The organism is Pseudomonas phytophila (assembly GCF_025643095.1).
Classification (GTDB): Bacteria; Pseudomonadota; Gammaproteobacteria; order Pseudomonadales; family Pseudomonadaceae; genus Aquipseudomonas; species Aquipseudomonas quasicaspiana.
This window is the reverse complement of record NZ_CP081201.1, coordinates 2,748,248-2,760,463: the sequence shown is the minus strand read 5'-3', so window position 1 is coordinate 2,760,463 and position 12,216 is coordinate 2,748,248. Positions and strand designations below refer to the sequence as shown.

Below are 12,216 nucleotides of genomic sequence, written 5' to 3'. Positions count from 1 at the left end.
TGCGGTGCAAATAGTGGCATTCCACGCCCGGCTGGCCAAACTGACTAAAAACCACCTCCAGGGCTCGATAAAGCGGCGTTTGCCCATTGTATCGGCAAGGCCTAACGCGCTAAGGTTCGGTCCCCCGTTTCGCTCAATCATGCCTGGCTTCGCCCCACGGGGTTCGTTGGCGGCCGGCATACGCGACCTGATGAGTAGCACGATGGCTGATTTACCGATTGACGACCTCAACGTTTCCTCCAACGAGACACTGATCACACCGGATCAGCTCAAGCGCGAAATCCCGCTGACCGCCGCCGCACTGAAAACAGTGAGCAAGGGCCGCGAAGTAGTCCGCGATATTCTCGATGGCAAGGATCACCGCCTGTTCATCGTGATCGGGCCGTGCTCGATTCATGACATCAAGGCAGCACACGAATACGCCGAACGCCTCAAGGCACTGGCCGCAGAGGTTTCCGACACGCTGTATCTGGTGATGCGCGTCTACTTCGAGAAGCCGCGCACCACCGTGGGCTGGAAAGGTCTGATCAACGATCCGTACCTGGACGACTCATTCAAGATTCAGGACGGTCTCCATATCGGCCGTCAATTGCTGCTGGACCTGGCCGAAATGGGCCTGCCGACAGCCACCGAAGCCCTTGACCCGATCTCCCCGCAGTACCTGCAGGACCTGATCAGCTGGTCGGCCATCGGCGCACGGACCACCGAATCCCAGACTCACCGGGAAATGGCCTCTGGCCTTTCCTCGGCAGTGGGCTTCAAGAATGGCACCGACGGCGGCCTGACCGTCGCAATCAATGCCCTGCAATCGGTTTCCAGCCCGCACCGTTTCCTGGGGATCAACCAGGAAGGTGGCGTGTCCATCGTGACCACCAAAGGCAATGCCTATGGTCACGTGGTATTGCGCGGCGGCAACGGCAAACCCAACTATGATTCGGTGAGCGTTGCGCTGTGTGAGCAGGCGCTGAACAAGGCGAAGATCAAACCGAACATCATGGTGGATTGCAGCCACGCCAACTCCAACAAAGATCCTGCCCTGCAACCGCTGGTCATGGAAAACGTTGCCAACCAGATTCTGGAAGGCAACCAGTCGATCATCGGCCTGATGGTCGAAAGTCATCTGAACTGGGGCTGTCAGGCGATTCCCAAGGATTTGTCCGAGCTGCAATACGGCGTATCCGTGACCGATGCCTGCATCGACTGGGAAAGCACCGAAAAAACCTTGCGCAGCATGCATGCCAAGCTCAAGGACGTACTGCCGAAACGCCAACGCGGCTGATAAGCAGCAGAAACGAAAACGCCGAGCATATGCTCGGCGTTTTTCATGGTGCTATCGGGTTACAACAACTGTCGGCGATACCGACTGAACCCTGACTCAGATCTTTGCCGCCTGACGCTGATTGCGCTCCATGTAGCGCTCTACATAAGAGCATGACGGAATGACCGTATACCCGATGCTGTCGGCGTAATCGAGCGCCTGTTCGGTCAGTGCAGCAGCAATGCCTCGACCACGCAGGGCATTGGGGACGAAGGTCCGATAGATATCCAGAGTCTGCTTACCCAGGTCCATATAGGTCAGGTAGGCACGGTGACCGTCGATGTTGATTTCAAACTGGTGACCGGTCTCATCATGGTGGATGGACAGCGCCTCGCTCATCACTACTCCTCGCGGGTCTTGGAATTTGACCCCTACCTTACCGATGTTTTTCCGGCGAAGGAACATCTACGCCACCCTGTGCCTGTTTTGGACACCGAGAAGAGCTTTGCTGATCCCAACAAAAGAGCACCTGCAAATAGTAGGCGTCATTGGGGAATATGCTCAAGCGAATCGACCGCAAAAAGCAGCGACCGAATATCTGATTGAGCGAAGCGTTGAACTGAACATTGCCGGAGCTTGTCGATTGAGACGCCGGGGTGAATTGAAAGTCACCTCGACATGAGCTAAACAGATACATGTTCCTCATATACCTGCGGTACTCAGGAGTGCTGGACTGCGACTCTGAAGCCCATGGGCATAGGGTTACGTGTACGCGTGCAGCGGCTGGATATTTTTTATACAAAACACATGAGAAGTAAGGCGGAACACTTTCAAAGCAGAGAAAATCTCGGGCTTCTTGCGCTTCGTCAGTTTACTTACTACAAACAGTGGGTACTATGTACGCCGGTCATTTTCTCATTTTCGAGAGATGACTAATTTGAAAAAATTCCTTGAAGGGGAACACAATGAACAACGCTCTGAAATTCTCTGCTCTGGCTCTGGCAGCAGTTCTGGCTACCGGTTGCAGCAGCGTATCCAAAGAAACCGAAGCTCGCCTGACCGCTACCGAAGACGCAGCTGCTCGTTCGCAAGCTCGCGCTGACGAAGCTTATCGCAAAGCTGACGAAGCTCTGGCTGCTGCTCAGAAAGCTCAGCAAACTGCTGACGAAGCCAACGAGCGCGCTCTGCGTATGTTGGACAAGGCTAGCCGCAAGTAATAATCCCTTCGGGATTGTTGTTGCAAGAAAGCCGATCTGGTTATCCGGGTCGGCTTTTTTATTGGCTGTTTTTTGATTGTGGTTTGTGGTTGGTGGATTGTGTGAGCATATCCGTTATTGGGTAACGGCTGATATTGGTTGCGCTTTTACAGCGCCTCACTTTTGAACATCCGGAAGCCGGCCCAGACAAAAGTAAGCAAAACGCTCTTGCCCCACCACTCGGTCCCTCGCCTAGGCTCGGGATGCCCGCCCGCAGATCCTGAACCGTGGGCCGCCGCAACGGGCCATCCATGGCCCAATGCGGCTAACCCGGCGTCCTGCCGGGTTGCCCACGCTTCAGAATCCGCGTTCGGCCAGCGTGGTTTAACGGGGCGCCTCAGATCAACATCAAAAGCGCGGCGGCCTGACAGCCGACCTGTTTTCTTGGGTTTGCCGACATTCTGTAGGAGCTGCCGAAGGCTGCGATGCGGTGTGTCAGACGAGACCTTTGTTGGCTTTGCTGACGTCTCGCGAACAAGTTCGCTCCTACCGGTCCGAGGCACTATCGCCGTTTTCGTTCTGCTTTTGATCTGCTTTTGATTTTGATCTTAGGCGCCCTGTCAAACCACGCCGGCCGGAATTCGATATTGCTGCGTGGGGCAAACCGGCAGGGATGCCGGTTTAGCCGCCTCAGGCCATGGATGGCCGGTGGCGGCGGCCCTACGCAGCAATGTCGGATTACGGGTATGCCGAGCGACAGCGAGGCACCCAGTGGTGGGGCAAGAGCGTTTTGCTTACTTTTGCGCTTCTCAAAAGTGAGGCGCTGTAAAAGCGCAACCAATATCAGCAATACCCCCAACAACGGATATGTACTCAAGACAACCACATAAAAGAAGAATCACTGCAACGGAACCGAATCCTGAACACTAGCAGCCACCGCAGCACCCGGCACCGCGATTTCGACCGGCATACCATCCTCAGCCGCAACCACATCACGAACCAGATCCCAATTCATGCGCAGGTTATTAGCCAGGTCTTCGCGCTTTAGCAACGCATTGATCACCGCCGTGTGCTTATCGACCACTGAAGGATTGCCGTTGTCATCCACCGGCGTATGCGCCTCCAGATAAACCTTGCCACCGCTCAAACCAAACTTGTACGGCTCGGCAATGATACGTACCGTAGTACCCACCGGAGCCATATCGGCCAACTCCAGCACGTTGTTGTTATACATACGGAAGCAACCGTGACTGGTGCGCATACCAATACCGAACTTCTTGTTCGAACCGTGAATCAGGTAACCGGACATCCCGAGACCAAACTTGAACGGACCAAGAGGATTATCCGGACCAGCAGGCACCACGCTTGGCAGTGGATCACCATCAGCAGCATGCTCGGCACGGATCGACGCAGGTGGAGTCCAGGTCGGATTTGGCGTCTTGGCGATCACCTTGGTGACACCAATTGGCGAGCCCCACCCTTCCCGGCCGATACCCAGCGGGTAGGTGTGAACCACATTCTGCCCTTTCGGGTAGTAATACATCCGGTACTCGGAAAGGTTGATCACGATACCTTCGCGTGGACCGGCTGGCAGTATGAAACGGGTCGGCAAGACGATCTGAGTACCAGCGCCCGGCAACCAAGGGTCAACACCCGGGTTGGCGGCGATCATTTCCAGATAACCCAGATCGTACTTCGTACCCAGATCGGCGAAGGTGTCTTCGTATCGGGCCGTAACGGTCTGCACCTGGCCAACGATATCTTCACCCGGCGGCGGCAGAGGGAATTCCAAAGCGGAAACAGAGCCCGCCGCACACAGTGCAGCAAGCGACAGGCAGCGGGTAACGGCTGGAATGCGCGACAACATCCGGGGAATCCTTGGGCAATACGGCGGGTGGTAAGTGGCGAATTGTACACCCAGACCTGACGGACCGGGAGTCATTCGGCAATTTACTCCATGAAGCGTAACTCAGGCCAGATCGGGCGGTTGCCGCTCTTCTGTGCTTCGACGATAGCGCGGCACAGCGAGCACAACCGCTCGTCACGAAAAACCTCTCTCGCCACCACCGACCAACGCGGTTGTGCGGGCAACAAAGTGCCACACAGCGTTCGGTCGACAGTCCCGCCAAGCTCCAGCTGACGGGCCACCAGATGCACTTTGACTTCCTGACACGCGAACAGATCGAGCTGCTCATCAGGCTCGATCATTTGATAGGCATACAGGGACCAGGCGGGACGTGGCATGGAGGGCTCCAGATTGGGGGCGCCACCTTAGCCGAAAGCCCCCAGCTAGAAAAGCCTCAAAGCAGCGGTTTTAGCGTAGGCCAGACATTTTCCAGCAACTTTTGCTGAGCATTGGCCGCCGGATGCAAGCCATCCGCCTGCATCAGTTCGGGAACACCGCCCACGCCCTCAAGAAAGAATGGCACCAACGGCACTTTTTTCTCGGCGGCCAGATTGGTGTAGACCTCTTTAAAAGCGTTGGTGTAACGCGGCCCGTAGTTCGGCGGAATCTGCATGCCCAGCAAAAGCACCTTGGCGCCAGCGTCCCGCGAGCTATCAATCATTGATGCAAGGTTTTGTTGCAATTGAGTTGGCTGCTGACCCCGCAAGCCGTCATTACCCCCCAGTTCGAGGATCACCAGTTGAGGCTTATGCTCTGCAAGCAGCGCAGGCAGCCGCGCTCGACCTCCGGCACTGGTATCGCCGCTGATAGAGGCGTTGATCACTTTATCGGTGAAACCCTCCTGCTTCATGCGCTGCTCAAGCAAGGCAACCCAGCCAATGCGGGTATCCAGGCCGAAAGCCGCGCTGATACTATCTCCAACGATCAATACTGTGCCCGCCGCTGCGGCTTGTGACAGCAACAGCAAAACCAGGCCAGCACTTAAAAACCACGCACGCATCGGATTCTCCATGAGTGAAAGTATTCTCAGTGCTCTGAGCCTCAACAAAGTGGTCCCCAGCACCGAAGGTGACCTGACCATCCTGCACGAACTCTCTCTGGAACTAAACAAGGGCGACAGTCTGGCCATCGTTGGCGCGTCAGGTTCTGGTAAATCGACGCTGCTCGGCCTGCTGGCCGGTCTCGATTTGCCTAGCTCGGGTGCAGTGATCCTCGCAGGCCGCAACTTGAGTGAGCTGGACGAAGACCAGCGCGCCAGGGTCAGAGCCGAACACGTGGGTTTTGTATTCCAGTCATTCCAGTTGCTCGACAGCCTCAATGCACTGGAAAACGTCATGCTGCCCATGGAGCTGGAAGGTCGCAAAGATGCGCGCGAGCAGGCCAGAGTTCTGCTTGAGCGCGTCGGGCTGGGCAAACGCCTGACCCACACGCCACGCCAACTGTCGGGAGGTGAGCAACAACGGGTTGCCATTGCCCGCGCATTCGCGGCAGATCCGTCCGTGCTGTTTGCCGACGAACCCACAGGCAACCTGGACAGCCAGACTGGTGAGCGTATCAGCGACCTGCTGTTCGATTTGAACAAGGAACGCGGTACCACGCTGGTACTGGTCACACACGATGAACGTCTGGCCCATCGTTGCCGACGCTTGATCCGTCTTGAAGGTGGCCGTCTGGTCGCCCCGTTGGAGCCTTGATGGTACGCCTGCCGTTTTCGCGCCTGCTCACCCTCGCCACTCGCCAACTGCTGCGCGACGCCCGCGCCGGTGAACTGCGAGTCCTGTTCTTTGCCTTGCTGGTCGCCGTAGCTGCCAGCACCGCCATCGGTTATTTCGGTGCCCGCCTCAACGGCGCGATGCTGTTGCGCGCCACCGAGTTTCTCGGTGCCGATCTGGTCGTAGAAGGTTCAAGCCCGGCCAGGCCTGAGCAAATTCAGGCGGGCGAAGCACTCCAGCTCAAGCATGCACAAATCGTCGTGTTTTCCACGGTGATCGCCACCGATGCCGGGATTCAGCTTTCGAGCATTAAAGCCGTCGACGGCGTCTACCCGCTACGCGGTGAACTGAAAAGCGCTGCCGACCTTTATCAGCCTGAAGAAGTCAGCCGCGGCCCGAGACCCGGTGAAGCCTGGGCTGAGTCGCGATTGCTCCCGGCTGTGGATCTGAAAGTTGGCGACGATATTGATGTGGGTTCCAAAACGCTCAAGCTGACCCGGGTTCTGACGTATGAGCCTGATCGCGCCGGTAACTTTTACAGTCTGACACCTCGCGTCATGATCAACATGGCCGATCTGCAAGCCACCGGCGTCGTCCAGCCGGGCAGCCGCGTCAGTTATCGGGACATGTGGACCGGCCCGCCTGAAGCGTTGGCCGCCTATCGCAAGGCCATCGAGCCGGGCATGGAGCCACACCAGGAAATCAAGGACGCCCGCGACGGTAGTCAACAGATCGGTGGCGCGCTGGGCAAGGCCGAACGATATCTGAATATGGCCAGTCTGGTTGCGGTGCTGCTTGCCGGTGTAGCCGTTGCATTATCCGCTGCACGCTTTGCCGTGCGCCGATTCGACGCCAGCGCACTGATGCGCTGCCTTGGCCTCTCCCGGAATGAAGCGCTTGTGCTGTTCAGCCTGCAACTGGCCATGCTCGGCCTGCTTGCCGCATTGAGCGGCGCATTGCTCGGCTGGCTGGCGCAACTGGCACTGTTCGCTCTGCTGCATAATCTTCTGCCCGCAACAGTACCTCCCGGTGGCGTGATGCCTGCTCTGGCGGGTATCGGCACCGGGCTGGTTGCTCTGGCCGGGTTTGCCCTGCCACCGCTTGCAGCCTTGGGGCGAGTACCACCGCTTCGTGTACTGCGCCGTGACATGCTGCCGATCCCGGCCAGCTCATGGCTGGTGTACGGCGCCGCCCTGCTCGCTCTGGGTTTGATCATGTGGCGGTTGAGCCTGGATCTGGTACTGACTTTTGCCTTGCTCGGCGGTGGTGTGATTGCTGCTGTGGTGCTTGGCGGCTTGCTGTTGCTGGCCCTGAAAAGCCTGCGTCGCCTGCTGGCCCGCGCTTCGCTGCCGTGGCGCCTGGGCCTGGGTCAACTGCTGCGATATCCCATGGCTGCTGCCGGGCAATCGCTGGCATTCGGCTTGATTCTGTTGTCCATGGGTTTGATCGCGTTACTGCGTGGCGAACTGCTGGACACTTGGCAAAACCAGTTGCCCAAAGACGCGCCGAACTACTTCGTGCTCAACGTGCTGCCGGATCAGAAAGACGCCTTCAGCCAGCAGATCAGCAAACTGTCGCCTCACGCGGCCCCGCTCTATCCCGTGGTACCCGGTCGCCTGTTAAACATCAACGACAAGCCGGTGAGCGACTTCGTGACCAAGGACTCACGCGGGGAAAACGCTACACGCCGCGACCTGAACCTGACCTGGTCGGCAAATATGCCGGAAGGCAACACTCTGACCGCAGGCAACTGGTGGTCAGCCAACGGCGAAACCAGTGCAACTCCCGGGGTGTCGGTAGAAGCCAAGCTGGCTGAGAGCCTGCAGATCAAACTGGGCGACCGTCTGAACTTCATGATCGGCGGAATGAGCCGTGATGCAGTGGTTACCAGCCTGCGGGACGTTAACTGGGACACCTTCCAGCCGAACTTCTTCATCATCTTCCAGCCCGGCACTCTGCAGGATCTGCCCACCACCTACATGACCAGCTTCTATCTGCCTGCGGGCAACGACAAGCAGATCGTCGAGCTGTCGCGCACTTTCCCGGCCATCAGCATTCTGGGCGTTGAGGCACTATTGGAGCAGGTACGCAGCATTTTGGATCAGGTGACGCTAGCCGTGCAGTTCGTGCTGCTGTTCGTTCTGGCGGCGGGTATTGCCGTGCTGTTTTCCGGCCTTCAAGCGACTCTGGATGAGCGTATTCGCCAAGGCGCACTCGTGCGGGCTTTAGGTGCGGAGCGGGCATTACTGGTCAAGGCGCGACGCATCGAGTTCGGCCTGCTGGGGGCCGTGAGCGGCCTGCTGGCTGCACTGGGTTGCGAGCTGGTGACGTTCGCCTTGTACCACTACGCCTTCAACCTTGACTGGGCGCCTCATGCCTGGCTGCTGCTGTTGCCTGTAATCGGCGCTTTGCTGGTGGGTGGCGCAGGGGTATTCGGTACTCGTCGGGCGTTGAATGTGAGCCCGCTGACGGTACTGCGCGATGGCTGATAGACTTCGCGCCCTTGTTCCCTATAACGACAATCCATGAGCCGCTACCGCCCTCCCCGCACCGCTGGCACCGCGCTGATCACCCCTGAGGGTGAAGCGCGGATGCGAGCCGAACTCCATGAGCTTTGGCACGTCCGCCGCCCGCAAGTGACGCAGTCGGTGAGCGAAGCAGCGGCCCAGGGGGATCGTTCAGAGAACGCCGAATACACCTACGGTAAAAAGATGCTGCGTGAAATCGACAGTCGCGTGCGCTTTCTTACCAAAAGGCTGGAAAGTCTGAAAGTCGTCGACGCACACCCCAGCGACGTCAACAAGGTCTACTTCGGCGCCTGGGTGACCATTGAGGATGAAGACGGCAAAGAGTCACGCTACCGGATCGTCGGCCCTGACGAACTGGACCTGAAGCTGAACCTGATCAGCATCGACTCGCCACTGGCCCGTGCCCTGATCGGCAAAGCAATGGATGCTGAAGTGAAAGTTCACACCCCCACCGGCGAACAGCTCTGCTATATCGTGGCGATTGATTACCTCTGACACTGCGCTGCATGTGCAAGGGCGGACACTGGCCCTGTGGGAATTCTATGTTTGCCTGAAAGGCTTGATCTTAATGGACTGGCCGGGCGGCGCGGTCTATGTGGGAGCAGGGCTTGCCCGCGATAAACGATAACTCGGTGTGCCTTATGGCTGCATCTCATGCATCGCGGGCAAGCCCTGCTCCTATCAAACAAACTACAACTATTTGATTTGGAGTACTTTTTCATCTGTAGGAGCGCGCTTGCCCGCGATCGCGTCAGCACAGGCAATATATTCATCGACTGACAGACCGAATCGCGAGCAATGTGGATCGCCACCCCGGTCACTCCTACAGGATCCGTGTTTGCTGCGCGACAGCGTGGTGTCAGGGACACCGGGGCGACTCCCACACAAATGGCATTCCAGCACGTGTATGCAGTGTTTTTTATGAGCGCCAGGAAATCGGACATTCCCTTGGGCTAGAAGCCCTCAACACCGAGTAATCAAGCCCTGCCGGGCAACCCGCGTCAAATCGCGCACCACTTCCTCCACACGCTCGGCAGACGGCGCCTGAACCACTGCCAGATCGAACTGGTCATCCTTGAAGCTGGCCAGTGATTGTTGCGGATCGACAAACTGGATCAGGAATGCGTGAGGCCCGCCGTTGCGACGTGGACGACCGTCCAGAAAGCGCAGCAAGGTAGGCTGGTGTGAACCGCAGAGCAGGATTTTCGGGTTGCGACGGGAAAACTGGGTGGCGATCGGGGAAATACGAACGACGGGATGGCTCATGATGTTTTGTCTCAGCCTCAAATGCTCCGCTGGGCAGCGGTGAGAGGCAACACCGAACCAACGCTTTAGCGGTATTTCGAAGCCCCTGAGGACTTCTATCGACAAGCTTCATGCTAATCTGGCGCCCCGCAAGTAGTTGTGTAAATCGGCGCATGGGCAGCATCGTAGATAAGCCACCCGCTGATTGTCAATTGTCAGTAGCGCACTTCTGATTCGCCCCCAAATAAAAAGACCCGCACGAGGCGGGTCTTTGAAGCATCACATCTATCAGTAATGTAGATCAGTTACCGATGGCGCGATCAATAGACAGCTTGCCCGCCCCTTCAATCAACACCGCCACCACACCGCCCAGCAGGGCCAGCGCGAACTCGTAACCGTTGTTGGCCATGAACAAGCCGTTGTGGATATGGACCGAGAAGATTGCCACAACCAGTGTCGCTGCAAGTACCAGTGCCGCAGGACGGGCCAGCAAACCCACTACCAGACCCAGACCACCGAAGAACTCTGCGCTACCGGACAGCAGCGCCATCAGATAACCCGGTGTCAGACCCAGGCTCGCCATGTACTGGCCGGTGCCTTCAAGACCGTAGCCGCCAAAAGCGCCAAACAGTTTCTGGCTACCATGGGCAACGAAGATGATGCCGACCAGGATGCGCACAACAGTCAGGCCGTAGCCAGCGCGGGTGGTGAGAAGCGATTTGATCCGAGTGTTCATGTGGTGCATTCCGTGAATGAAGTTGATGGCGCCATATTAATCGGATCAGCCAATCTAACAATCGCAAAAAACTCGGCATCACTATCTATTTTTTCGATCACTTCCTGACTACCGCTTTGCCGGACGGCGATCGTTCCAGCGAATCCCGCTCACGATCAAACGCGAGGTAGTACTTGTTGACGCTGTTGACATAACTCACCACGCCCATGCCGGCCTGATCCATGGCGACCCGCTCAGTCTGAAAGAACCACTGATCAGGGTTGAGCCCTCGTCGCTTGGCCTCCTTGCGCATGCCTTGCACCCGCTCGGGGCCGAGGTTGTAGGCCGCCAGGGTGAACGCCATGCGTTCCCGCTCGTTGAATCTGGAACTGCCGAAGAACTTGCGCCGGATCAGAGCCAGATACTTAGCCCCGGCCTGCACATTGCTGTCGGTAGACTGGATGTTGCCTACGCCGACCCGCTTCGCTGCGGAGGGCGTGATCTGCAACAGACCGGTAGCCCCACCGCTGCCCTGGGCCTGTGGCTCAAGCCCTGACTCCTTGAAGGCCAGTGCAGCCAGATTCAACCAATCCATACCCTGCGCATCTGCATGGCGTTGCAAGGTCGGACGCAGCTCCTCAAGGCGCTGACGATCAGCCCGGGCCAACGGATTGTGGACTTTATAGAGATTTTTATAGGCCTTCTGGAACGCAATGTCCTGATTGGCTGGCGGCTTGTAGGTCTTGAGAAAGCCATCGATGGTGGCTCGCAGCATCGTAGCGTCCTGGCGCACAAACCAGTTCATGTCGCTGTTGGTGCTCAACGTCAGCGAGCGATCCACACGCAATTTGGGCATGACTTTGGCCCATCGCTCAGCGATGGGCTGCTCGACCACGGTGAGGTGGAAGATACCGGCCTGAACCATTTCCAGTACGTCCTCCACCGCCAGACTGGGATCGACCCACTCGATTTTCACCGGGGCCAGCTTGCGCAGGGCCAGTCGCTGATTCAGCAGATGCACGGCCTCATCGGCAGCACTGCCCGCCGACAAACTCAGGGTTCGCCCGGATAGCTGTTCGATGTGTTTGAAACTGCGCGCGCCCCTGACACCCACCAGAACCAACGGCACATGACGGATGATCGGCTCACTGGCCTGAATGCCTCTGGCTTCCCGGGTATCGAGTAGCTCGCCGGGAGCAACCAGATCACCTTCACCACGCTGCAGCGCGATGAGTAACTGGTTTTTGGCTTTGGGCATGATTTTGAAGGTGACTTGCTGACCATCACGGGAGTGGCTATTGAGGTATTTTTCGAAGGCTTGCAGTCGGTGGTATTCGACGCCGATTTCCTCTCCCTTGGCATCCCCCGAGCTATTGCGGCTCTGATTGACCAGCACGCGCAATACCTTGCTGCTGCGAATCGTCGGCAGATCGCGCACAACGGTTTTGTGCTCGGCTACCTGCGGCCCGGCCTGACGGGCACTGACCGAAAATGGCAGCAGCAGCGACACAGAAACCATCAGGTAAAGGGAAGCTCGGATCATTAACTCTCCAGGGAAATGCCGTTCGCAAAACATGAAAAAGAAGTGGGTAAAGCTTGTGCGATGACACGAGGATCATCTGAGTATTGCGAAAGACAATCAGAAGTCTCTCTCAA

Annotated in this window: 12 protein-coding genes; 5 read left to right on the top strand and 7 right to left on the bottom strand. The window is 57.6% G+C overall.

Annotated features, from left to right (window positions below; genetic code table 11):
* Positions 1-202: 202 nt before the first annotated feature.
* Positions 203-1,279: a 3-deoxy-7-phosphoheptulonate synthase gene (locus tag K3169_RS12360; RefSeq protein ID WP_027902234.1), complete on the top strand. Its 1,077-nt coding sequence runs from the start codon at positions 203-205 to the stop codon at positions 1,277-1,279.
* Between the two features lie 96 nt (positions 1,280-1,375).
* On the opposite strand, the gene K3169_RS12355 is transcribed toward K3169_RS12360, so the two are convergent.
* Positions 1,376-1,657 carry a GNAT family N-acetyltransferase gene (locus K3169_RS12355; RefSeq protein WP_027902233.1) on the bottom strand — a complete coding sequence of 94 codons (282 nt, stop codon included), beginning with the start codon at positions 1,655-1,657 and terminating at the stop codon, positions 1,376-1,378.
* Between the two features lie 566 nt (positions 1,658-2,223).
* On the opposite strand from K3169_RS12355, the gene K3169_RS12350 reads away from it, so the two are divergent.
* Positions 2,224-2,475: an Lpp/OprI family alanine-zipper lipoprotein gene (locus K3169_RS12350; RefSeq protein WP_027902232.1), complete on the top strand. Its 252-nt coding sequence runs from the start codon at positions 2,224-2,226 to the stop codon at positions 2,473-2,475.
* Positions 2,476-3,352: 877 nt separating this feature from the next.
* On the opposite strand, the gene K3169_RS12345 is transcribed toward K3169_RS12350, so the two are convergent.
* The 3 genes from K3169_RS12345 to K3169_RS12335 form a co-directional block, all read right to left on the bottom strand.
* The gene (locus K3169_RS12345; RefSeq protein WP_027901746.1) at positions 3,353-4,321 is read right to left on the bottom strand and encodes a L,D-transpeptidase family protein; all 969 of its coding nucleotides are present in this window, start codon (positions 4,319-4,321) and stop codon (positions 3,353-3,355) included.
* A gap of 83 nt (positions 4,322-4,404) precedes the next feature.
* A complete protein-coding gene (locus K3169_RS12340) occupies positions 4,405-4,698 on the bottom strand; it encodes a hypothetical protein (RefSeq protein ID WP_027901747.1) in 294 nt (97 codons plus the stop codon).
* 56 nt (positions 4,699-4,754) lie between these two features.
* Positions 4,755-5,360: an arylesterase gene (locus K3169_RS12335; protein ID WP_263271734.1), complete on the bottom strand. Its 606-nt coding sequence runs from the start codon at positions 5,358-5,360 to the stop codon at positions 4,755-4,757.
* 10 nt (positions 5,361-5,370) lie between these two features.
* On the opposite strand from K3169_RS12335, the gene K3169_RS12330 reads away from it, so the two are divergent.
* From K3169_RS12330 to greB, 3 genes are read left to right on the top strand one after another with little or no spacing between them, the layout of a single operon-like run.
* Positions 5,371-6,054: an ABC transporter ATP-binding protein gene (locus K3169_RS12330; RefSeq protein ID WP_027901749.1), complete on the top strand. Its 684-nt coding sequence runs from the start codon at positions 5,371-5,373 to the stop codon at positions 6,052-6,054.
* Positions 6,054-8,561: an ABC transporter permease gene (locus tag K3169_RS12325; protein WP_263271732.1), complete on the top strand. Its 2,508-nt coding sequence runs from the start codon at positions 6,054-6,056 to the stop codon at positions 8,559-8,561. Before K3169_RS12330 ends, K3169_RS12325 begins: the two co-directional genes overlap by 1 nt.
* Positions 8,562-8,597: 36 nt before the next feature.
* Positions 8,598-9,095: a transcription elongation factor GreB gene (greB, locus tag K3169_RS12320; RefSeq protein WP_263271730.1), complete on the top strand. Its 498-nt coding sequence runs from the start codon at positions 8,598-8,600 to the stop codon at positions 9,093-9,095.
* A 468-nt stretch (positions 9,096-9,563) separates the two neighbouring features.
* Here the strand turns inward: greB and K3169_RS12315 are convergent, their stop codons facing one another.
* The 3 genes from K3169_RS12315 to K3169_RS12305 all read right to left on the bottom strand — a co-directional run bounded on the left by K3169_RS12315 (position 9,564) and on the right by K3169_RS12305 (position 12,103).
* On the bottom strand, positions 9,564-9,866 hold the full coding sequence (locus K3169_RS12315) for a class I SAM-dependent methyltransferase (RefSeq protein ID WP_263271729.1): 303 nt from the start codon (positions 9,864-9,866) through the stop codon (positions 9,564-9,566).
* A 280-nt stretch (positions 9,867-10,146) separates the two neighbouring features.
* Positions 10,147-10,581: a DoxX family protein gene (locus tag K3169_RS12310; RefSeq protein ID WP_027901753.1), complete on the bottom strand. Its 435-nt coding sequence runs from the start codon at positions 10,579-10,581 to the stop codon at positions 10,147-10,149.
* 97 nt (positions 10,582-10,678) lie between these two features.
* On the bottom strand, positions 10,679-12,103 hold the full coding sequence (locus K3169_RS12305) for a transglycosylase SLT domain-containing protein (protein ID WP_263271728.1): 1,425 nt from the start codon (positions 12,101-12,103) through the stop codon (positions 10,679-10,681).
* Positions 12,104-12,216 lie beyond the last annotated feature (113 nt).